This is a genomic window from Streptomyces sp. WP-1 (assembly GCF_030450125.1).
Classification (GTDB): domain Bacteria; phylum Actinomycetota; class Actinomycetes; order Streptomycetales; family Streptomycetaceae; genus Streptomyces; species Streptomyces incarnatus.
In genome coordinates this window covers 5,662,491-5,685,286 of record NZ_CP123923.1, presented here as the reverse complement: position 1 = coordinate 5,685,286, position 22,796 = coordinate 5,662,491, and the positions used below count along the sequence as shown (strand labels likewise).

General features: G+C 71.7%; 13 protein-coding genes. 6 read left to right on the top strand and 7 right to left on the bottom strand.

The window, feature by feature from the left end; genetic code table 11:
* The 4 genes from QHG49_RS25060 to QHG49_RS25045 all read left to right on the top strand — a co-directional run bounded on the left by QHG49_RS25060 (nucleotide 1) and on the right by QHG49_RS25045 (nucleotide 4,790).
* Nucleotides 1-1,929: a hypothetical protein gene (locus QHG49_RS25060; RefSeq protein WP_301491419.1), complete on the top strand. Its 1,929-nt coding sequence runs from the start codon at nucleotides 1-3 to the stop codon at nucleotides 1,927-1,929.
* 103 nt (nucleotides 1,930-2,032) lie between these two features.
* Nucleotides 2,033-2,956: a metal-dependent hydrolase gene (locus tag QHG49_RS25055; RefSeq protein ID WP_301491417.1), complete on the top strand. Its 924-nt coding sequence runs from the start codon at nucleotides 2,033-2,035 to the stop codon at nucleotides 2,954-2,956.
* On the top strand, nucleotides 2,956-4,005 hold the full coding sequence (locus QHG49_RS25050) for a PDR/VanB family oxidoreductase (protein ID WP_301491414.1): 1,050 nt from the start codon (nucleotides 2,956-2,958) through the stop codon (nucleotides 4,003-4,005). The genes QHG49_RS25055 and QHG49_RS25050 overlap by 1 nt, the downstream gene beginning before the upstream one ends.
* A 68-nt stretch (nucleotides 4,006-4,073) precedes the next feature.
* Nucleotides 4,074-4,790, top strand: coding sequence for a TetR/AcrR family transcriptional regulator (locus QHG49_RS25045; protein WP_301491412.1), 717 nt, complete (start codon nucleotides 4,074-4,076; stop codon nucleotides 4,788-4,790).
* 5 nt (nucleotides 4,791-4,795) lie between these two features.
* On the opposite strand, the gene pulA is transcribed toward QHG49_RS25045, so the two are convergent.
* The 6 genes from pulA to QHG49_RS25015 all read right to left on the bottom strand — a co-directional run bounded on the left by pulA (nucleotide 4,796) and on the right by QHG49_RS25015 (nucleotide 17,156).
* Entirely contained in the window at nucleotides 4,796-10,207 is a 5,412-nt protein-coding gene (pulA, locus tag QHG49_RS25040) for a pullulanase-type alpha-1,6-glucosidase (protein ID WP_301492918.1), read from the bottom strand.
* Between the two features lie 192 nt (nucleotides 10,208-10,399).
* Nucleotides 10,400-11,773: an alpha-amylase family protein gene (locus QHG49_RS25035; protein ID WP_301491409.1), complete on the bottom strand. Its 1,374-nt coding sequence runs from the start codon at nucleotides 11,771-11,773 to the stop codon at nucleotides 10,400-10,402.
* 136 nt (nucleotides 11,774-11,909) lie between these two features.
* Nucleotides 11,910-13,649 carry a glycoside hydrolase family 13 protein gene (locus QHG49_RS25030; RefSeq protein ID WP_145485008.1) on the bottom strand — a complete coding sequence of 580 codons (1,740 nt, stop codon included), beginning with the start codon at nucleotides 13,647-13,649 and terminating at the stop codon, nucleotides 11,910-11,912.
* Between the two features lie 211 nt (nucleotides 13,650-13,860).
* The gene (locus tag QHG49_RS25025) at nucleotides 13,861-14,766 is read right to left on the bottom strand and encodes a sugar ABC transporter permease (RefSeq protein ID WP_301491407.1); all 906 of its coding nucleotides are present in this window, start codon (nucleotides 14,764-14,766) and stop codon (nucleotides 13,861-13,863) included.
* 19 nt (nucleotides 14,767-14,785) lie between these two features.
* Nucleotides 14,786-15,790, bottom strand: a complete 1,005-nt coding sequence (locus QHG49_RS25020; RefSeq protein ID WP_159700796.1) for a carbohydrate ABC transporter permease — start codon at nucleotides 15,788-15,790, stop codon at nucleotides 14,786-14,788.
* Nucleotides 15,791-15,884: 94 nt separating this feature from the next.
* Nucleotides 15,885-17,156, bottom strand: a complete 1,272-nt coding sequence (locus tag QHG49_RS25015; protein WP_159700799.1) for an extracellular solute-binding protein — start codon at nucleotides 17,154-17,156, stop codon at nucleotides 15,885-15,887.
* A 310-nt stretch (nucleotides 17,157-17,466) separates the two neighbouring features.
* Between QHG49_RS25015 and QHG49_RS25010 the strand changes: the two genes are divergently transcribed.
* The gene (locus QHG49_RS25010) at nucleotides 17,467-18,501 is read left to right on the top strand and encodes a LacI family DNA-binding transcriptional regulator (protein ID WP_145485012.1); all 1,035 of its coding nucleotides are present in this window, start codon (nucleotides 17,467-17,469) and stop codon (nucleotides 18,499-18,501) included.
* A gap of 78 nt (nucleotides 18,502-18,579) precedes the next feature.
* On the top strand, nucleotides 18,580-19,452 hold the full coding sequence (locus tag QHG49_RS25005) for a phosphatase PAP2 family protein (RefSeq protein ID WP_145485013.1): 873 nt from the start codon (nucleotides 18,580-18,582) through the stop codon (nucleotides 19,450-19,452).
* Here QHG49_RS25005 and QHG49_RS25000 read toward each other — a convergent pair.
* Nucleotides 19,434-22,439 (bottom strand): bifunctional [glutamine synthetase] adenylyltransferase/[glutamine synthetase]-adenylyl-L-tyrosine phosphorylase, encoded by a 3,006-nt coding sequence (locus tag QHG49_RS25000; RefSeq protein WP_301491405.1) that lies wholly within the window; start codon nucleotides 22,437-22,439, stop codon nucleotides 19,434-19,436. The genes QHG49_RS25005 and QHG49_RS25000 overlap by 19 nt on opposite strands.
* Nucleotides 22,440-22,796: the final 357 nt, after the last annotated feature.

The window sequence follows — 22,796 nt, the reverse complement described above, 5'->3', positions numbered from 1 at the left end:
GTGCAGTCACAGGATGTAGCCCACCGTCACGCACCCGCCCCCGGACCGGCCGGCGCCGAGCGCGCCGAGGCCACGCTCGTCGAGCACTACCCGCCGCTGGTCCGGCTCGCCTATCTCGTGCTGCCGCCGGGCCTCGGCCGCGGGCGCCGGGTGCTGACCGCACACGCCCTCGTCCAGCGCGCCCTGCCCCGGGGCCGCAAGCAGGCCGACCGGATCCCGGCCCAGCCCTTTGGCCGTAACCGCGCCCGCCGGGACCCCGGGGGCCCGGGGGCCCGGGAGAGCGACCCCGGCTACGCCTATCTGCGCGAGCGCGTCCTGTGCGCCGCCCTCGCCGCCGCCCGCCCGCACCGGGGCCTGCCCCCGCTGCTCCCCCGCGTCTGGGGCCTGCGGCTGCTGCCGCGCTCGGGCGGCGCCGACGAACTCGCCCTGGAACAGCGGCTGTCGAAGCTGTCCGCGCCGGCCCGCGCCGCCTATGTGCTGCGCGGCCTGGACCGGCTGCCCGACCAGGACATCCGCGAACTCCTCGACGCGGCCGGGGTGGACGACCCGGGCGGCGCCCTCGCCATGGCGAACAGCGTGCCCGCCCAGCCGGGCCTGCTCTCCTCCCCCGAGTTCGACCCCTGCGCCCTCCAGGCCCGGCCCACCGATCTGCTGCGCCGCCGCCAGCACACCCGGGCCGCCCTCGGCGCCGCGGCGGCCCTCGCGGTGTGCGGGGCGCTGCTGGTGATGCCGCACTCCGGCTGGGGCCCGGACGGCGCCGCCGCCCCCGTCTACGCCGAGAACCCGGCCGCCCAGGCCGCCCTCGACCCGGGCAGGCTGACCCGGGTCTCCCCCACCGCCTGGCGCTCCGCGGCCCGCACCGACTTCTCGGCCTGGCCCGCGCGCGGCCCGCTCACCGGCGACAAGGACCTGCTGCGCCGCGCCCTCGCGGTCTGGGCCCGGCCTGGGCGCAACGTCCGGGTCTCGGCCACCCCCGGCACCCAGACCGGCGGCCCCGCGGGCCCGCCGCAACTGCTGTACGCGGGGCAGGTCGACGCCGCCCGGGTGGTGATCCTCTACGACGGTCTGCGCATCGCGCGCTACGCCGAGCCGACCGACGGCACCCAGGGCGCCGCCCTGGACTTCGCCCGGGTGGACGGCGCGACCGGCGCCGAGGCGAGCGCCCTGGTCCTCGGCCGCGCCGACGGCAATGTGCAGTACCTGCTGGCCCCCTGGGTGAAGAAGGCGGCCACCCGTGACCTGATGAAGCCCTCCTCGGCGCCGGTCCCGCTCACGGTCACCGACGGCCTGACCGCCCCGCTGACCAGCCCCGCCCTGGGGACCGGCAACTGCACGTCCTGGACCGTGCTCCAGGTCTCCGGCGGCCAGGGCACCCAGCTCGCCACCGACCTCGGCGAGCTGGTCCCGGCCCGCCTCACCGCGGGCCGCCCCGGTGCGAGCGCCGAGGCCGCGACCCCCGAAGGGCTCCAGGCGTGGGCGCCGTTCGCCTGTTCGCTGGCCACCGAGCGCTCCTCGGGGGTGCGCAGTGTGAACGCCTGGGACTACGCGGAGCAGCCGCTGCCCGACGGCAGCGGGGCCGGTCAGTGGGCCTGCACCCGCGCCGAGACCTGGCGCGGCGACGGCAGCGCGGCGCTGGCCCAGTTCCGCACCCCCGGCTCCCGCTACGGCGCCGTCACGGCGAAGGGCACCGACACCACGGCCTGCGGTCCGCGCGATCCGCATGTGCTGGCCGGGGTGCTGTGGAAGTCCCAGGGCGGGCACTGGTATCTGCTGGCCGCGGGCTCCCCGGACACGGTGGGGATCCACGCGAGCGGCGGGATCACCGCGTCGGCTCCGGGCTCGCTGCTGGTCTCCAAGGCGGCCAAGGGGGCGCAGGCCCAGCTGAAGGCCACCCTGGCGGGCGGCAGGGTGATCGACGGGCTGCACTAGGACCCCGCGCGCGGATGCCACCGGCATCCCACTGCTGACATTCGTGTAAACAAGCCGTGCCGGAACCCTTCTCAGAGCGCCTACCCGTCAGTACATTGACGCCATGTCTCATACGCAGGCCCGGCCGGTGGAGTCCGAGCGCATCGCACTCAAGGCCCGCAATGTGTCCTTCTCGTGGGAGGACACGCCGCTGCACTGGGTGCCCGGGGATCCGTTCACCACGCACACCATCAATGTGCTGCACCTGCTGCTGCCCGCCGGCGAGCGCTGGTTCGTGCACGTGTACAAGCAGGCGCTGCCGCTGATCGAGGACGACCGGCTGCGCGAGGACGTCATCGGGTTCATCGGGCAGGAGGCCATGCACTCCCAGTCCCATGACGAGGTGCTGCCGCACCTGCGCGAGCAGGGCCTGGACCCGACGCCGTACACCGCGCAGGTCGACTGGTTCTTCGAGAAGCTGCTCGGCGACCGCACCCTGCCGCCGGGCCGGGCGCGCCGCTGGTGGCTCCTGGAGCGGGTGGCGCTCATCGCGGCGATCGAGCACTACACCGCGTTCCTCGGCGACTGGGTGCTCGGCGCGGCCGAGCTGGACCGGCGCGGCGCCGACCCCACCATGCTGGACCTGCTGCGCTGGCACGGCGCGGAGGAGGTCGAGCACCGCTCGGTCGCCTTCGACCTGTTCACGCATCTGGACGGCAGCTACCGGCGCCGGGCCCGCACCTGGGCGAGCGCGTTCTCGGCCCTGCTGTTCCTGTGGCAGCGCGGGGTCCGCTTCTTCATGGAGAACGACCCGACGCTGACCGGCCCCAAGGCGGCCAAGACGTCCTTCAAGGACTTCTACGACCGCGGCCGTGCGGGCGTGCTGCCCGGCACCGGCGCCATGCTGCGCTCCATCCCGCGCTATCTCGGCCGGGACTACCACCCCTCGCACGAGTTCTCCACCGCCCAGGCCGTCGCCTATCTGTCCGCCTCCCCGGCCGCGCTCGCCGCCGAGCAGGCGGAGCGCTCGCTGAAGGGTGCCGCCTGATGCCGAAGCTGCGTACGGTCGCCCTGCTCGCGGGCGCCGCCCTGCTCACCCGGAGCGCGCTGCGCCGCCGCGTCCAGGTCTCGCCGCTGTGGCCGATGCCCGCGCTGGAGACGCCGATCTCCGGCCGGCCGCGCTCCCGGGCCCTGCGGCTGCTGGTCACCGCGCACGAGACGATCGCCGACGGGGTCGTACAACTGCGCCTTGAGGGACCGGAGTTGCCGCGCTGGACGCCGGGGGCGCATCTGGATCTGGTGCTGCCCTCGGGTCTGGTGCGGCAGTACTCGCTGTGCGGGGACCCCGAGGACACCTCCGCGTACACGGTCGCCACCCGGCTGGTCGAGGACGGGCGGGGCGGTTCGCGGGAGGTGCACGAGCAGCTGGCCGAGGGCATGGAGCTGGAGGTGCGCGGGCCGCGCAACCGGTTCCCGCTCGCCGAGGCGCCGTCGTACGTCTTCGTCGTCGGCGGGATCGGCATCACCCCGGTGCTGCCGATGCTGCGCGCGCTGCCGGAGGACGCGCAGTGGCGGCTGCTGTACTGCGGGCGGAACCGGGCCTCGATGCCCTTCCTGGACGAGGTGGGCGAGCTGGCCGGGGACCGGCTGACGCTGGTCGCGGAGGACGAGGACGGGCGGCCTGACCTGGACGCCCTGTTCGCGGGGGTGGCCCCGGGCACGGCGGTGTACTGCTGCGGTCCCGAGGGGCTGATGGAGGCGGTCGCGAAGCGGGTGCCGGAGGGGGCCACGCTGCATCTGGAGCGGTTCGCGCCGCGCACCCCGGCGGGCGGGGACACCGCGTTCGAGGTGGAACTGCGGCGCAGCGGGCGCACGGTGAGCGTGCCGGCCGACTCCACGGTGCTGGCCGCCGTGCGGCGGGAGCTGCCGGGCACCGTCTACTCCTGTGAGCAGGGTTTCTGCGGGACCTGCCAGCAGCGGGTGCTGGAGGGCGAGGTGGAGCACCGGGACGAGCTGCTCACGGACGCGGAGCGTGCCGACTCGATGCTGATCTGTGTGTCCCGCGCCCGTGGCGAACGCCTCGTGCTCGATCTGTGACGCGGTGATGTGAACACCGGCTCGGGTCCGGACCGTTGACGGCCGGATCCGCTCGGTAAGGTGTTCGTATGAGTACCGGGGTGCGCCGCAGGATGGGTGTCGAGGAGCGACGGCAGCAGCTGATCGGCGTCGCTCTCGACCTGTTCAGCCGCCGCTCGCCCGACGAGGTCTCCATCGACGACATAGCGGCGGCCGCGGGTATCTCGCGGCCGCTGGTGTACCACTACTTCCCGGGCAAACTCAGCCTGTACGAGGCCGCGTTGCGGCGCGCCTCCGAGGAGCTGAAGGCCCGCTTCACCGAGCCGCACGAGGGGCCGCTGGGCGCCCGGCTGCTGCATGTGATGCACCGCTTCTTCGCCCATGTGGACGAGTACGGCCCCGGTTTCTCGGCCCTGATGCGCGGCGGCCCGGCCGTGTCCGCGACCGGCTCCCGGGAGAAGGAGCATGTCTCGACCACCAACGCGCTGATCGACGACGTACGGCAGTCCGCGTACGAGCAGATGCTCTCCCACCTCGGGATCGCCGAGGCGCCCCCGCGCCTGGAGCTGGTCATCCGCTCCTGGATCTCGCTCGCCGAGTCCACCGCGCTGATCTGGCTGGACGGCCGCCGCATCCCGCGCGAGGAACTGGAACTCCAGCTGGTGCACGACTTCGCCGCCCTGGTCGCGGTGAGCGCGACCCGCGACGAGGGCATGGCGGACCTGCTGCGGGCCATGCTCAAGGACGAACCGGCCGACGGCCCCTTCGCGGAGCTCGTCGGCCGGCTCACCTCCCTGGCTGCATAGGGCGGCTAGGACCGGGTGAACACCGCCACGGTCCTGGCCGGCACCGTGAAGGTGCCGGTGGCCGCCGTGTAGCCGGAGGTCTTCACCACCGGGTCCGCGCCGGACGCCTGCACGGGGTGCAGCCGGTACGGGGTCCCGGCCAGGGCGGAGACGGTCTGCCGCCGCGCCTGCGGGGTGGCGTTGAAGACGACGACCAGGCCGCCGAGGCGCATGGTGATCACGCCCGGGGTCTCGTCCTTGCCGGACAGCGGGAAGGACAGCTCGCTCTGCACCCGGCCCGCCGTGTCGAGCGAGAACGCCTTCTCCGTCGTACGGATCTTCAGCAGGTCCTGGTAGGCGGCCGAACCGCCCTCGATCTGCGGGCAGCCGACCTTGACGGAGGTCAGCAGCGGGACGGCGTACGGCCACTTGTCCTGGTTGCCGGCCGCCATGGGCAGGCCCCGGCCGAAGCCGTTGCCGTCGGCGCAGTTCCAGTGGATGGCGTTGAACCAGTCGCCGCTGTCGAAGGAGTTGCGGTCCAGCGACTTCGAGCGCAGCAGATCGGTGCCCGCCTGCGACAGGGACGGGCCCTGCGAGAGGGTGGCCGTGGCCATCGCCAGGACCTGCATCCGGGCCCGGTCGGCGGCCGGGGTGCCCCCCGGCAGCTTGTAGGCGAGGGCGTCGAACAGGGACTCGTTGTCGTGCGCGTCCACATAGGCGAGGGCGTCGCCGGGCGCGGCCGCGTATCCGGCGGGCGCGCCGTTGTAGTCGACCTCGGCGCCGGTGACCTCCTTGCCGCCGGTGTCCGTGAAGCGGTACGCGGCGAGGTTGCCGGTCAGCCCGATCTTGATCAGGTCCTGGTAGTGCAGCAGCCGGGCCTTCTGCTCGGCCGGGGTGCCGTTCGCGGTGGAGCCGTTGGGGTCGGTGTACAGACCGGAGGCGAAGCCCTGGACGCCGGGGTCGGAGTCGAAGGGGCTCCCGCCGCGTACCGCGTCGCGGGCGCGGTCGGAGAAGGTGGCGATGCCGGTGCCGGCCATGTTGGCCTGTGTGGCCTGCACGAAGCGGGCGTCGTCGGCGACCTCGCCGAAGTTCCAGCCCTCGCCGTACAGGATGATCTTCTTGCCGTCGACGCCGTCCTTGTTCAGGGTGAGCGCGTCGAGGGCCTTCCTGACCGCGAGGATGTTGGCCTTCGGGTGGTGGCCCATGAGGTCGAAGCGGAACCCGTCGACCTTGTACTCCTTGGCCCAGGTGACGATCGAGTCCACGACCAGCTTGCCCATCATCGCGTTCTCCGGCGCGGTGTCGGAGCAGCAGGTGGAGTTCGCCACCGAGCCGTCGGCGAGCAGCCGCTGGTAGTAGCCGGGCACGATCTTGTCCAGGACGGAGGTGTCCGCCTGGCCGCTGGCCGCGGTGTGGTTGTAGACGACGTCCATCACGACCCGCAGGCCGTCCTGGTTGATCCCCTGCACCATCTGCCGGAACTGCCTGGTGCGCGCGGTGCCGTCCGGGCCGGTGGCGTAGGAGCCCTCGGGGACGGTGAAGTGGTACGGGTCGTAGCCCCAGTTGTAGGCGTCCTTCGCGGCGCTCTTCGCCACGCACGCCTGCTGCTGGTCGGAGTCGGCCGGGTAGGCGGCGAGATCGCAGCCGGGGCTCTGCTGGTCGGCCTTCTTCTCGGGGACGGTGGCGAAGTCGAAGGCGGGCAGCAGGTGCACGTACGACGTGCCGGACCCCGCCAGCGCCTTCAGGTGCTTCGAGCCGTCGCTGTTGTTGTCGGTGAAGGCGAGGTAGGTGCCCTGGTCCTTCGCCGGGACGGTCTTGTCCGCGACCGAGAAGTCCCGGACGTGCAGCTCCTGGATCTGCGCGTCCCGCAGCGGTACGGCCTTGGGCTTGCGCAGGGTGGACCAGCCGCTCGGGGCGAGGGACCTGTCGTCCAGGTCGGCCACGACGCTGCGCTCGGAGTTCGCGGTGAGGGCGACCGAGTAGGGGTCGGTGACCTTGTTGGTGACCAGCTGCCGGACGCTGGGCGCCCACACCGTGACCACGTAGCGGTAGGTCCTGCCCTTCCAGGACGCGGGCCCGGTGATCGACCAGACGCCGGTGGTGTCGTCGCGGTGCATGGGCTCGACGGTGCCGTCGATCTCCAGGGAGACGCTCTGGGCGGTCGGCGCCCATACGGACAGGGTGGGCTTTCCGCCGTGGAGGACCGGGCCGAGCCGCGCCTTGGTGGCGGCCGGGTAGAGGTCGTCCAGGACGCCCGCGGTCTGCACGCCGGTCGCGGCGAGCACGGCGCCGTCGGCGGCGCGCTGGGAGGCGACCAGCTGACCGGTGAGCGCCTCGCGCACCCGGCCGCGGTCCCGCGGGTCCACGGACCAGGCCGTGTAGTCCTTCAGATAGGGGAACCTGGCCTTCTGGGCGGCCGTGAGGGTGGTCTTCCCCAGGCGCAGCCAGCGCTCGTCGTCGCTGGTCAGGGCGCCGTCCTTGGCGGCGATGGAGCCGTCGTGGGAGTAGACCAGCTGGGTGGAGGCGGCGCCGTCGGCGCCGTCCCAGGCGACCGTGTCCTTGTCGATCCAGACCGCCTTGGAGGTGGTCAGGTCGAGGGCGGCGGCGCTGCCCGCGGGCTGCGGCAGCAGGTGCTTGTCCTGGCCGTTCAACAGCCACACCTCGTAGCCGTCGGACGTGAGGTCCAGGGACTGGTCGGTGGCGAGGTCCTTCTCGTCGCCCTTGTGGATGATGTAGCTGAGGCTGCTGGCACCCGCGGCGAGCGGGACCTCGAAGACGGCGCCATAGGCATCGGTCTTCACCGGCTTCAGCGGGGCCGACCAGTCGGTGGGGTGCGCGGCGCCGGTCCAGACGTGCAGCCCCCAGCCGTCGTAGTCGCCGTCGGCGCGGTGGTAGTGGATGACCGCCTCGGTGGTGTCCGGCGCGGGGTACGAGGAGGGCCGCTGGGTCTGGACGCCGGAGTCGCCCTGCTGGACCCAGACCTCACCCGTCCTGGTGACGTCGATGCTGCGGTCGGCGTCACCGTCCTTGTTCCCGTGTCCGTCCACGACCAGGAAGCCCACGTTCGAGGCGCCCGGCTCGACCTTGACGTACGCGAAGGCGCCCCAGGCGTCCCGGCCGGTGAAGGGGTGTCCGGTGGGCCAGGTGGTGGACTCGCCGTCGGCGATGTCGCCCCAGGCGTACAGGCCCCAGTCGGCGTAGTCGCCGGCGGTGCGCCGGTAGTGGACGATCACGTAGTCGCGCGAGGAGGCGGTGGGCGGGGCGGGCGCGGGTACGGCGCCGGTGGTGCTCTGCGCCGTGGCGCTCGCGGTGTGGCCCGCGCTGTCGGTCACGACGGCCTTGTAGCGCAGCGCGGTACCGGCCGGGACCTTGGCCCCGAGGGTCTGGGTGACCTGGTAGGGGGCGTGGTCGGCGGAGCCGAGGACCTGCCACTTCGCGTCGCCGACCTGGGCGGCGAAGACCACCCGGTTCAGCTGCCCGCCGTCGACGTCCGCGCCGAGGGTCACCGTGCCGGTGGCGCCGGCGGCCGGGGCGTTCAGGGTGAGCGTGGGCCTGCTCGCGGGCTTGTCGAGCGTGCCGGACGCCTTGTAGACGACGGCGGACTCGGCGGGGACGGTGACGGTGACCTCGCGGCCGCCGCCCGAACTCACGCTGCCCGTCGCGCCGTAGACGCCCCGGTACGACATGTCCGCCGAAGCGGTCCTGAAGGTCGCCGACTTGGCCTCGCCCGCGTTGTTGAACGCGACGATGTACTCCTGGCCGCTCTTCGCGTCGGTGCGGGTGAAGGCGTAGATCCCGGCGCCGTCGGCCGCGTACCGCTCGCTCTGCACGCCGTCGGTCAGGGCCGGGTTGGCCTTGCGCAGGGCGGAGAGACCGGCGATCTGCCGGTACAGCGGCGCTTTCGTGTCGTACGCGTCACTGGCGTGGGTGCGGTCGGTGCCGATCTCGTCGTCGGCGAGGTAGGCGGGCACCCGGGAGGCGAACATGGTCTGGCGGGCCGCCTTGTCGCCGCCGTTGCCGGTGAAGCCCTGTTCGTCGCCGTAGTAGACGACCGGGTTGCCGCGGCTGAGGAACATCACCTCGTTCGCCAGCTCGTCCTTCTTCAGCAGCTCGGCGTCGGAGGCGTCCGGGTTGTCCTGCTTCAGGAAGTACCCGATGCGGCCCATGTCGTGGTTGCCGAGGAAGGTGACCTGCTCGTAGGCGTTGGCCCGGTCGGTCGTGTACTTGTAGTCGTCACCGAGGACGCCCGCCAGCTTCCGGGCGCTCGCGCCCTGGGAGGCGTAGCCGCGGGCCGCTCCCTGGAAGGGGAAGTCGAGGGTGGCGTCGAGGCGGCCCCGGGTGACGTAGGGGGCGGTCACCGAGGTGTCGGTGTCGTACGTCTCGCCGAACAGGAAGAAGTTCCTCCGGCCGTGCGCCGCCGCGTAACGGTCGAGTGCGGTGGCCCACTGGGTCCAGAAGTCCAGGTCGACGTTCTTGGCGGTGTCGATGCGGAACCCGTCGACGGCGAAGTCCTTCACCCACCGCTCGTAGATCCGCTCCATGCCGTGCACGACCTCGGGACGCTCGGTCCACAGGTCGTCCAGGCCGTCGAAGTCGCCGTAGGTGCCGGACTCGCCGGTGAAGGTGGAGTCGCCCCGGTTGTGGTACATCGTCGGGTCGTTGAGCCAGGCCGGGACCTTGGACTCGCCGGTGACCTGCGGGGTGTACGGGAAGGAGGCGTCGGAGACGGCCGGGAACGTCCTGGCTCCGTCCGCGTAGTCGGCGTCGTCGAAGGGCCTGCCGTCCTTGGTGAGATACGGGTAGGCGCCCTTGGAGCGGTAGTCGGAGGAACCCTCCTTGTTCGTCACCACGTCGGCGGTGTGGTTGGTGATGACGTCGAAGAAGACCTTCATGCCCTTGGCGTGCGCCGCGGAGATGAGGTTCCGCAGATCCTGGTCGGTGCCGAAGTGCGGGTCGACCTGGGTGAAGTCGGTGATCCAGTAACCGTGGTAGCCCGCCGAGGCGTTGCTGCCCGTGCCCTGCACCGGGATGTTCTTGAAGATCGGCGCGAGCCACAGGGCGGTGGTGCCGAGCCCCTTGATGTAGTCCAGCTTCCGGGTGACGCCCTTGAGGTCGCCGCCCTGGAAGAAGCCCGCGTCGGTGGGGTCGTAGCCGGTCGTCATCCGCGAACCGGTGAGCCCGCCCTTGTCGTTGGCCCTGTCGCCGTCGGCGAACCGGTCCGGCATGACGAAGTAGAACTGCTCATGGGTGTCGCCGTGCCGGGCCGGCTGGGCCGCGAGGGCCGAGTCCGACGGGGGCGGGGGCGGGGCGGCGGCCTGCGCGGCGGGCGCGGCCAGTGGCTGCACGAGTGCGGCCGTGAGCGCGGCGACGGCGAGGGCCGCGGCTCTCCTGCGGTGGGTGGTGCGACGCCGCGCGGGCGTCGGCCATCTCGGTATCACAGGCATGAACTCCTTGCGATGGCGGCTCAGTCGGGTCCGACCCCACGCCGCGGCTCGGCCTCGATGCCGGGCGCCCGCGCGACCGTACCCCTCGTGAAAGGGTTGCAGCAAGAGTCCTGAAAGCATCGGAAAGGAATTTCAACCACCGCGGCCCGCACCGCCGTGGGGGCGCGGTGCGGGCCGACTCCCGGTTCAGCAGGAGGACTTGCCGGCGTAGATCGCCAGCGCGGTGTCCGGGGCGACCGAGGCGGTGAACCAGCCGGTGCCGTTGACCGTCACCGTGGTGTTGTTCTGCACGTCGCAGTAGCTGCCGGCGGGCAGCGAGGTCTGGAAGGAGCGACTGGCCGTGGCGCCCTCGTGGTTGATGACCACATAGCCCTTGCTGCCGCGGCCGAAGGCGATCAGGTTGTCGCCGTCGTCCCACCAGTTGGAGACCGCCTGGCCGTGGGTGGTGTTGCGGAAGGCGACCATGGACTTGATCTCCGGCCAGGCGTGCTGGCACTTCCAGCCGTCCTGCCAGCAGGCGTTGACCTGGCCGTTGTTCGGCGGCCCCGCGTCCGCGTCGCTCCACTCGTAGCCGGAGTCGATGTCCGGGGAGCCGTAGGGCCAGGCCAGCATGAAGACGTTGGCCAGCGTGTAGTTCGCGCCGTCCTTGTAGTTCAGGGTGGCGCCGTTGCGCTCGGTGTCGTGGTTGTCGACGAAGACACCGGCCACATTGCCGGGCATATAGCCCCAGCCCTCGCCGAAGTTGTCCAGGTAGGCGAGCTTCTCGCTGGTGAAGACGCGCTTGAGGTCGTAGCCGTAGCGGAACTCCTGGACGTCCCCGTTGCCCGTGTACTCGGTGGGCTGGACGGCCTCGCCCGCGCCGTAGATGACCTCCTGCTTCCAGTAGACGCCCGGGTCGGTCAGCCGGCTCTTGATGTTCGCGAGGTCGGCGGCCGCGATGTGCTTGGCCGCGTCGATGCGGAAGCCGTCGGCGCCGAGCGAGAGCAGGTCGTTCATGTACCCGGCGATCGTCGCGCGCACATGCTCCGCGCCGGTGTCCAGGTCGGCCAGGCCGACGAGTTCGCAGTTCTGGACGTTCGAGCGGTCCTGGTAGTTGTCGATCGGCGTCCGGCAGGTGTGGAAGTCGGAGTCCGAATACACGCCCGGGTAGGTGTACTTGGTGTACTGCGTGCCGCCGGTGCCGGTACCGCTGCCGGCCGTCATGTGGTTGACGACGGTGTCCACCACGACCTTCACACCGGCCGCGTGGCAGGTGGAGATCATGTTCCTGAAGGTGGCCCGGTCGCCGAGCCGGCCCGCGATCTTGTACGAGACGGGCTGGTACGAGGTCCACCACTGGGAGCCCTGTATGTGCTCCTCGGGCGGCGAGACCTGCACATAGCCGTAGCCGGCGGGGCCCAGCGTGCTGGTGCACTCGCGGGCCACCGAGGCGTAGTTCCACTCGAACAGGACGGCGGTGACGTCCTTGGTGCCGGGCGGGGAGGCGTCCGCTGTCGTCGGGGTCATGACAAGGGCGGCGGCTGCGAGGGCGACCGCCCCGGAGAGCGTCTTGCGTGGCATGTGGGGGTTCCTTCGTCCTTGAAGGTACTTGCAGCAAAGTTTCAGAAACCTTGCGGTGACGCAGATGTTAAAGGCCCGCTGCCGGAAAAGGCAGCGGGCCGTAGAGAAGTTGATGCAAGAAATTTCACACGGGGCGTCAGACCGCCGCGGTCCACCACACCGTGGTGTCGGCGGGCACCTTCGCCTCGCCGCCGGTCTCGGCCACCTCACCGCTCGCCAGCAGCACCCGGCCGTACGCCGGGGTCGTCACCGACTCGCCCGTGGTGTTGGTGACGCACACGAACTCGCCCCGGCGGAAGGCCAGGACGCCCTCGGGGGCGCGCAGCCACTCCAGCGTGTCCCCGGCGCCCAGGTCGGGCCGGGCACGGCGGGCGGCGAGGGCGGCGCGGTACAGCTCCAGGGTGGAGCCGGCCGCCCCGGTCTGCGCCTCGACGCTCAGTTCGCCCCAGCTCTCCGGCTGCGGGAGCCAGCTGCCGCCGTCGCCGAAGCCGTACGACGTCCCCGTGCGGGTCCACGGGATCGGCACCCGGCAGCCGTCGCGGAAGCCGTCCTGGCCCGCGCCGCGGAAGTACGCCGGGTCCTGGCGCACCTCGTCGGGCAGGTCCACGACGTCCGGGAGGCCCAGCTCCTCGCCCTGGTAGAGGTAGGCCGAGCCGGGCAGCGCCAGCATCAGCAGGGTCGCGGCGCGGGCCCGGCGCAGGCCGAGTTCGCGGTCGCCGGCCGTGCGGATCTGGGTGCCGAGCCCGGCCGGGTTGGCGAAGCGGGTGGCGTGCCGGGTGACGTCGTGGTTGGACAGCACCCAGGTGGCCGGGGCGCCGACCGGACGCATCGCCGCCAGCGTGGAGTCGATGACCGCACGCAGCTCGGTCGCGTCCCAGGCCGTCGACAGGTACTGGAAGTTGAACGCCTGGTGCAGCTCGTCCGGGCGAACGTAGTTGGCGGTGCGCTCGACGGTCGGGGTCCACGCCTCGGCGACGAAGATACGCCCACCCGTCTCCCACCACCGCCCTTGTGACGAAGGCCCCTCGGGCCCCATTTTATTGGCGTACTCGTCGAGGATCATGCGCCACTGCCGGTAGATGGCGTGCACGCCGTCCTGGTCGAAGAACGGCATGACATCGTTGCCCAGCAGCTTCAGCTGCTCGGCCGAGCCGAGGTCGGGCAGGCCCTCGGCCTTGACCAGGCCGTGCGCCACGTCGATGCGGAAGCCGTCCACACCCATGTCCAGCCAGAAGCGCAGGATGGAGCGGAACTCGTCGCCGACCGCCGGGTGTTCCCAGTTGAGGTCGGGCTGCTCGGGGGCGAAGAGGTGCAGGTACCACTCGCCGGGCGTGCCGTCGGGCTCGGTGACGCGGGTCCAGGCCGGGCCGCCGAAGATGGACTCCCAGTCGTTGGGCGGGAGTTCGCCGTCCGCGCCCTTGCCGGGGCGGAAGTGGTAGCGCTCCCGCAGCGGGGAGCCGGGGCCCTCGGCGAGGGCGCGCTTGAACCACTCGTGCTGGTCGGAGGAGTGGTTGGGCACCAGGTCCACGATGATGCGCAGGCCGAGCCCGTGGGCCTCGCGGATCAGCGCGTCGGCGTCCAGCAGGGTGCCGAACATCGGGTCGACCGCGCGGTAGTCGGCGACGTCGTAGCCGGCGTCGGCCTGCGGGGAGGCGTAGAAGGGGCTGAGCCACACCGCGTCGACGCCGAGGTCGCGCAGGTACGGCAGGCGGGTGCGTACGCCCTCCAGGTCGCCCATGCCGTCGCCGTTGCTGTCGGCGAAGCTGCGCGGGTAGACCTGGTAGATGACCGCCTCCCGCCACCAGTCGCGGCGGTGGCCTGCGACGGTGGCGGTGGCGGAGTCGGTGGCCGGGGCGGCGGAGTGCTGCTGGCTCATGGCTTCCTTGGTGGTGACGGGATTCGGGTCATGGCGCGTGGGGTCACGGACACGTATGGCCCTGGTGGTTCGGCGGCGGAGGCGGGCCGGGGGAACGGATGCGAGGCGGCCGCGGTGTCAGCGGGGTCGGAGGGACACCGCGGCCGCCTACCCGCGCGTCGGGCGCGCGGGAGCCTCTTGTGCGCCTTGTGCGCCTTGTGCGCCGGGGGCGTCAGCCCTTGGTGCCGCCGGAGGTGAGACCGGTGACGAGGTTCTTCTGCACCAGGTAGAAGAACACGGAGACGGGTATCGCGATCAGCACCGCGGTGGCGGCCATGTAGTTCCACTCGGCGTCGTGCTCGCTGACGAAGGTCTGCAGGCCGACGGAGAAGGTGTACTTGGAGTCGTCCAGCATGAAGGTGGTCGCGAAGGCCACCTCGGCGACCGCGGTGATGAAGTTGTAGAACGCGGCGACGGCCAGGCCCGGCCGGGCCAGCGGCAGGATCAGCCGGAAGAAGGTGCCGAACGGGGTGAGCCCGTCCACCCGGCCGGCCTCGTCGATCTCGATCGGGATCGTGTCGAAGTAGCCCTTGAGCAGCCAGGCGCTGTACGGCACCGCGGTGGTGCAGTTGACGAGGATCAGCGCCCAGTAGGAGTTGATGAGGCCCAGGTCGCTGAAGATCTGGTACATCGGCACGATCAGGACGGCGATCGGGAACGCCTGGGTGAGCAGCAGGACCCACATCAGCTGCTTGTGGCCGGGGAAGCGCATCCGGGAGACGGCGTAGCCGGTGGTCGCGGCGAGCAGCACACCGACGACGGTGGTGCCGAGGGCCACGATCATCGTGGACTTGAACCAGCTGAAGAACTCCGTGTGCTGGAGCACGAAGCTGTAGTTGGCGAAGCTCATCTTCCCCGCGATGCCGCCCGGGTGCAGATAGTCGTTCTTGTCCGGGCCGAGCGAGAGGTAGACCAGCCAGGCCACCGGGGCCAGCGCGATGAGGCTCGCGACCATGAGGCCGGCGTGCAGCAGGACGGTGCCGAGGGGGCCGCGCTCGCCCGGTCGGCGCCCGCGCCCGGCGGGCCGCGCGGCGGGGGCCGGTGCGTCGGCCGGCTTCTCGAGGGTGGTGGTGCTCATGGCGGCGGCTCCTGCGGCGTCAGACGGCGAGCTGGTCATTGCGCTTCAGCCAGCGGAAGTAGAAGGAGGTGAAGACGGTGACGATCGACAGCAGCAGTACGCCGTAGGCGGCGGACTGCGCGAAGTCGCGCGGCTGCTGTCCGAAGCCCAGGTAGTAGGCCCAGGTGACGAGGATCTGGGCGTCCGGGGCGCTGGTCGGGCCGAACAGCAGGAAGATGATGGCGAACTGGTTGAAGGTCCAGATGACGCCGAGCAGGACGACGGTGGAGCTGACCGAGCGCAGTCCGGGCAGGGTGACGTGCCGGAAGCGCTGCCAGGAGGTGGCGCCGTCCATCTTCGCCGCCTCGTACAGGGTGGCGTCGATGGACTGGAGGCCGCCGAGCAGCGAGAGCATCATGAACGGCACACCGCACCAGGTGTTGACCATGATGGCGGCGAAGCGCTGCCAGAAGGTGTCCTCCAGCCACTGCGGCTGCGGCAGGTGCAGCGCGTGCAGGATCTGGTTGATCGCGCCGGAGTCGGCGAGCATGATCCGCCAGGAGAAGACGGTGACGAAGGTGGGCACGGCCCACGGCAGGACGAGCAGCACCCGGTAGACGGTGCGGCCGCGCAGCTTCTGGTTCAGCATCAGCGCGAGGCCGAGGCCGAAGGTGTAGTGCAGGGTGACGCAGGCGACCGTCCATACGATCGTCCAGATCACATGGGACCAGAAGCGGTCGTAGGACAGCGGGCCGAACAGGATGTTCCTGTAGTTGTCCAGACCGACGAACTTGTAGGTCGCGGCGATGTGGTTGACGCCGATGGTGCGCGCCGAGTTGAGGCTGTCGGCGTCCGTCAGCGTGATGTAGAAACCGCGCACGAGCGGGTAGCCGACGAGCACGGCGAGCACGATGACCACCGGGGCGATCATCGCGTAGGCGTACCAGTACTTCTGGAGACTGCTCCTCACGCGCTGCCCCAGCCCTGGCCGAGGCGCACGGTCACCGCGGCTCCTGCCGGTCGCGCGGTCGATGGCGACTGTCATGGTTCGACACCTTCAAATGGTTCAAGGATGGCCGGGCAGGGCGGTGGCCGCCGGCTGCCTCCTCGTGGGTGAGGCAGCCGGCGGCCGGCCGGTCTTACTTGCCGAAGTCGGGGACCAGCTTGCCGATGGCGGAACCGGCGTTGCTCAGGCCCTGGTCCAGCGACTCCTTGCCGCTGGCGATCTTCGGCAGCTCGGTGTCGAGCGGCGCCCACAGCGAGCCGTACTCGGGCAGGGCGGGGCGGGGCTGGGCGGCGGACAGCACGCGCTGGAAGCCGGCGGTGCCCGGGTCGGCCGTCACCTTGGCGGTGTAGGCGTCCGTACGCGTCGGCAGGGTGGCGTTCCCCAGCGCGATGGTCTCCTGGGAGGAGGCCGACGTCATGAAGTTGACGAACTTCAGGGCCGCCGCCTGGTGCGCCTTGTCGGAGCCGGCGTAGACGGAGAGGTTGTGACCGCCGGTCGGGGCCTCCGCCTTGCCGGTGGAGCCGGCCGGGACGACCGCGACGCCCAGGTTGGCCTTGTCCTTGAAGGCGCTGCCCTTGTAGATGTTCGTGTTCTCCCAGGGGCCCTGGATGATGGCGGCGACCTTGCCGTTGGAGAACGCGTCCATGATGTGGGCGTACGCGTCCGCGGTGATGTCGGCCTTGTGCAGACCCTTGCCGGAGAACAGGCTCAGCCAGGTGGCGTACGCCTTCTTGGCGGCCGGCGTGTCGATGGTGACCTTCTTGGCGGCGGTGTCGACGGTGTCGGTGCCCTCGCCGTACAGGAACGGCTGGCCGTAGTAGCCCGCGGTGGAGCCCCAGTAGCCGTCCTGGCCGGTCTTGTCCTTGATCTTGGCGGCGTCGCTCTTCAGCTCGTCCCAGGTCTTGGGCGGCGTGGTGATCCCGGCCTTCTTGAACAGGTCCTTGTTGTAGACCAGGGCCAGGGTGTCGGTGACCAGCGGCACGCCGTAGGTCTTGCCCTGGTACTGCGCCTGCTTGATCAGGTTCGGCTCGAACTTGGCCCGGTCGGCGAGGGCCTCGGTGCCGTCCAGCGGCAGGAAGTAGCCCTTCTTGGCGAAGGCGGGGGTCCAGCCGACCTCGGAGCGCATCACGTCCGGGGCACCGGAGGCACCCGCGGCGGTGTCGAACTTGTTCTGCGCCTGGTCGAACGGGACGTTGACGTACTTGACCTTGATGTTCTTGTTCGCGGCTTCGAACTTCTGAACAAGGGCCTTGTAGGTCGGTGCCTCATTCGTGGCGTTGGAGGTGTCCCACCAGGTGATGGTCACCGGCCCGTCCGACTTGCCGTCGCCGCTCCCGCCGCCGCAGGCCGTCGCCGCGAGGGCGAGGGACGCCACCAGCGCGGAGGCCGCTATGCCACGCCGCATGAGTTCTCCTTGAGGGTTGAGCCCGAGTGATGCCGACTGCGCCGTTGCGTCCGGCGGGCGTCAGGGAACGTAACAGCGATGTAAGCGTTGCGAAAGACCTTGCAGAAAAAAAATGCAAGGGAACCCGGTGGTTACCCCGTCGTTACCGCTCAGCGGCCCGCAGGAAGTTGTGCAAGACTCTGCAAGCTCTTGCCACGACGAACGCAGAGGGAGCGCGATGAGGCAGCAACCCGCAGGGGGTCGTACGACCGCGCGCACCCGGCGCCCGGGCGGTGTGCAAGGCGAGAGACGACCGGTACAGTCCAGTGGCGTGACCACACGGCTTGCCGACATCGCAGCGCAGGCGGGGGTGAGCGAAGCGACCGTCAGCCGGGTCCTCAACGGGAAACCGGGCGTCGCCGCCACCACCCGCCAGTCCGTGCTCGCCGCACTCGACGTGCTCGGCTACGAACGGCCGGTGCGGCTGCGGCAGCGCAGCGAGGGCCTGGTCGGGCTCATCACGCCGGAGCTGGAGAACCCGATATTCCCCGCTCTGGCGCAGGTCATCGGCCAGGCGCTGACCCGCCAGGGCTACACCCCGGTGCTCGCCACCCAGACCCCGGGCGGCTCCACCGAGGACGAGCTGACCGAGCTGCTGGTGGACCGCGGGGTCGCGGGCATCATCTACGTCTCCGGACTGCACGCCGACACCACCGCCGACATGCAGCGCTATGAGCGGCTGCGGGCGCGGGGCGTGCCGTTCGTGCTGGTGGACGGGTTCTCGCCGCGGGTGCAGGCGCCGTTCATCTCCCCCGACGACCGGGCCGCGATGACGCTCGCGGTGACCCATCTCGTCTCGCTCGGCCACACCCGGATCGGGCTCGCGCTCGGCCCGAAGCGGTTCGTGCCCGTGCAGCGCAAGATCGAGGGCTTCCTGCGGGCGATGCAGGACCAGTTGGGACTCGGCGCCGAGACGGTGGAGACCGAGCTGGTGCAGCACTCGCTGTACACCCTGGAGGGCGGTCAGGCGGCCGCGACGGCGCTGATCGACCGGGACTGCACCGCGGTGGTGTGCGCCAGCGACATGATGGCCCTCGGCGCCATACGGGCCGCCCGGCAGCGGGGCCTGGAGGTGCCGCGGGACGTGTCCGTGGTCGGTTTCGACGACTCCCCGCTGATCGCCTTCACCGACCCGCCGCTCACCACGGTCCGCAAGCCGGTCCCGGCGATGGGGCAGGCGGCGGTGCGCACGCTGCTGGAGGAGATCGGCGGTACGCCCGCGCCGCACAGCGAGTTCGTCTTCATGCCGGAGCTGGTGGTGCGCGGGTCCACGGCCTCGGCGCCGCACCTCCTGCGCGCGCCGTAGAAGCCGCAGAACATGCGGGGCGGCCCCGGTTCCGGGATGATCGGGCGCTGAGGCCGTTTTCTGGCAGACTTGATGCCTATGAGTGACTCGACCGTGACGCAGTGGGAAGGTCGCGAGGAGGCGGCCGGTCCCCGGACCGACACGGGCAGGGCCGGCAGCGGCGTGCGAGGTCTGCTGGGCCGGCTGCGACGGCCGCGCAGACCCCGGCTCCGGTTCGAGATCCTTCTGATCGCGGTGAGTTACTGGCTGTACTCGCTGATCCGCAACGCGGTGCCCGAGCAGAAGAGCGAGGCGCTGCGCAACGCGGACCGGATCTGGCGCGCGGAGCAGGCGCTGGGCATCGATGTCGAACGGTCCGTCAACCACGCGGTGAACGCGGTGACTTGGCTGATCATCGGCATGAACTACTACTACGCCACACTGCACTTCATCATGACGCTGGGCGTCCTGGTGTGGCTGTACCGGTGGCATCCGGGCCGGTACGCGGCCGCGCGCCTCGCGCTCTTCGCCACCACGGGGGGCGCGTTGGCCGGTTACTACCTGTTCCCGCTCGCCCCGCCCCGCCTGATGCGGGGCGGGGGGTTCGTGGACACGGTGATGGTGCACCACACCTGGGGCTCGATGGCCTCCGGGGACCTCAAGCACATGTCCAACCAGTACGCGGCGATGCCCTCCATGCACATCGGCTGGTCGCTGTGGTGCGGGCTGACGATCTTCGCGCTGGCGTCGGTGCCGTGGGTGCGGGTGCTGGGGCTGCTGTACCCGGTGGCGACACTGGTGGTCATCGTCTCCACGGCCAACCATTTCTGGCTGGACGCGGTGGGCGGCGTGGTCTGCCTCTCGTTCGGGTTCGCGGTGGCGCGGCTCTGGTACGGGGCGGGGCCGTACGGATTGCCGCGCGGAGTACGCGAGGGCGCGGGCCGCCGGCCCGGTTACGCCTCGTCGTCGTAGAAGAGCTCCTCCATGACGGTGCGGGCCTTGCGGGTCGTACGGCCGTAAGCGTCCAGCATGTCGCCGACGTGGCCCTCGCCGTAGCCCAGGTAGCGGCCCACCGCGGCCAGCTCGCGGGGCTGGGTCGGGAAGGTGTCGCCCGCCCGGCCGCGCACCAGCATCACCGCGTTGCGGACCCGGGTGGCCAGCACCCACGCCTCGTCCAGGGTCGCCGTCTCCTCCTCGCCCAGCAGGCCCGCCTCCCGCGCGGCCGCCAGCGCGGCCCGGGTGCGGGTCGTACGCAGCCCGGGGATCTCGTGGGCGTGCCGCAGCTGGAGCAGCTGGACCGTCCACTCCACGTCCGAGAGGCCGCCGGGGCCCAGCTTGGTGTGCAGCCGGGGGTCGGCGCCGCGGGGCAGCCGCTCCGACTCCATGCGGGCCTTCAGCCGGCGGATCTCGCGCACGGAGTCCTCGCTCAGGCCGCGCGCCGGGTAGCGCAGCGGGTCGATCAGCTCCACGAAGCGGCGGCCCAGGTCGGCGTCGCCCGCGAACGGCTCCGCGCGCAGCAGCGCCTGCGACTCCCACACCAGTGACCAGCGGCGGTAGTACGCCGCGTACGACTTCAGCGTGCGCACCAGCGGGCCCGACTTGCCCTCCGGGCGCAGGTCGGCGTCGATCAGCAGCGGCGGGTCGGCGCTGGGCAGCTGGAGCAGTCGGCGCATCTCGCCGACGACCTTGTTCGCGGCGGCGGTGGCCTCCTGTTCGTCCACGCCGTCCTGCGGTTCGTGCACGAACAGGACGTCCGCGTCGGAGCCGTAGCCCAGTTCATGGCCGCCGAAGCGGCCCATGCCGATGATCGCGAACCGGGTGGGCAGCGTGTCGCCCCAGCCGGCCCGCACCACGGCGCGCAGCGTGCCCGCGAGGGTGGCGGCGGTGAGGTCGGAGACGGCGCCGCCGACGAGGTCGACCAGGGCGCCCTGGTCGGCCTGCACGGGGGTGGTCTCGGTGCCGTAGGAGGCGACGATGTCGGCGGCGGCGGTGCGGAAGAGTTCGCGGCGGCGGACGCCACGGGCGGCGGTGACGCCCTGCTCGGCGTTCTCCGCCCGGCCGACGGCGGCCAGGATCTCCTGTTCGAGGGCGGTGCGGCCGCGGGGGGTCAGGCCGCTCGCCGCGCCGTCGCCGTCACCGAGGAGGGCGACGGCCTCGGGGGCGCGCATCAGCAGGTCGGGCGCCAGGCGGCCCGCCGACAGGACGCGGGCCAGGTTCTCGGCGGCGGCGCCCTCGTCGCGGAGCAGGCGCAGGTACCAGGGGGTCTTGCCGAGGGCGTCGGAGACCTTGCGGAAGTTCAGCAGGCCGGCGTCCGGGTCGGCGGAGTCCGCGAACCAGCCCAGCAGGACGGGGAGCAGAGTGCGCTGGATCGCGGCCTTGCGGGTGACGCCCGAGGCCAGGGCCTCCAGGTGGCGCAGGGCGGCGGCGGGGTCGGCGTAGCCGAGGGCGACCAGGCGTTCCCGGGCGGCCTCGGGCCTGAGGCGGGCCTCGCCGGGGGCGAGCTGGGCGACGGCGTCCAGGAGCGGGCGGTAGAACAGCTTCTCGTGCAGCCGTCGTACGACGCCGGCGTGCCGTTTCCACTCGCGGTTCAGCTCGGTGACGGGGTTGGCGCGCAGGCCGAGGGAGCGGCCGAGGCGGCGCAGGTCCTCCTCGGCGGTGGGGACGAGGTGGGTGCGGCGCAGCCGGTAGAGCTGGATGCGGTGCTCCATCGTGCGCAGGAAGCGGTACGCCTCGTCCAGGCGGGCGGCGTCCTCGCGGCCCACGTAGCCGCCGGCGGCGAGGGCCTCCAGGGCGTCCAGAGTGGTGCCGCTGCGCAGGGTGGGGTCGGTGCGGCCGTGGACCAACTGGAGGAGCTGTACGGCGAATTCGACGTCCCGCAGGCCGCCGGGGCCGAGCTTCAGTTCACGGTCGACCTCGGTCGGGGGGATGTTGTCGACGACGCGGCGGCGCATCTTCTGCACGTCCGCGACGAAGTTGTCGCGGTCGGCGGCCTGCCAGACCAGGGGGTGCAGCGCGGCCAGGTACTCCTGGCCGAGGTTCTCGTCGCCGGCGACCGGGCGGGCCTTGAGGAGGGCCTGGAACTCCCAGGTCTTCGCCCAGCGTTGGTAGTAGGCGACGTGGGAGGAGAGGGTGCGGACGAGGGGGCCGTTGCGGCCCTCGGGGCGGAGGTTGGCGTCGACCGGCCAGATGGAGCCCTCGACGGTGGTCTCGGAGCAGATCCGCATCAGGTGCGAGGCGAGGCTGGTGGCCGCGCGGACGGCCTTGGTCTCGTCGGTGCCGTCGGTGGCCTCCGCCACGAAGATGACGTCCACGTCGGAGACGTAGTTCAGTTCGTGGCCGCCGCACTTGCCCATGCCGATCACCGAGAGGCGGCAGGCGGCGGCGTCCTCGGGGGCGGCGGCCTGGGCCATGGCCAGGGCGGCGCGGAGGGTGGCGGTGGCGAGGTCGGCGAGTTCGGCGGCGGTCTCGGCGACGTCGGTGGTGCCGCAGACGTCGCGGGCGGCGATGGACAGGAGGCAGCGGCGGTAGGCGACGCGGAGGGCGACGGGGTCGGTGGCGCCGTCCAGGCCGCGTTCGAACTCGGTGACGCCGGGGTGGAGGTCCTGCGGCTCGTACGTGACCAGGGCCTGCCAGTCGGTGGGGTGGCGGGCGAGGTGGTCGGCGAGGGCGGTGGAGGCGCCGAGGACGCCCAGGAGGCGGTCGCGCAGGGGTTTGGCCGCGATGAGGGTGTCGAGGAGTTCGCGGTGAAAGTCGGGGGCGGGCTGGGCTTCCAGGAGGCGGACGAGGCCGTGCAGGGCGAGGTCGGGGTCGGCGGTGGCGCCCAGGGCTTCGAGGAGGAAGGGGTCGTCGCGGACGTGGGCGAGTTCGGGGGTGTCGAGGAGGCGTTCGGCGGCGGTGGCGTCGGTGAAGCCGTGTCGGAGCAGGCGCGTGAAGGTGCTGCTTCTGCGGCCCGGCGTCATCTGTGGGGCTCCCCTCGGGGTCGGCTCTGGTCCTGGGGGGAGCGTAGTCGCCTGCGGCGGGCTGTGCCGGGTCGGGTGCCTGGGCCGGCTCGGCGTCGTGGTGGGGGTGCCTGTGGCGGCCGCTTCAACGCCGTCGCCGGGTGCCTGCGGCGGCCCCCTCAGCGCCGTCGTGGCCGCCTGCCTACGGCGGCCTCGCCGTCGCCGGGTGCCTGTGGCGGCCTCTTGATCGCCGTCGTGGTGCGGGTGCCTGCGGCAGCCGCTTCAACGCCGTCGCCGGGTGCCTGCGGCGGCCCCCACAGCGCCGTCGTGGCCGCCTGCCTGCGGCGGTCACTTGATCGCCGTCGTGGTGGGGATGCC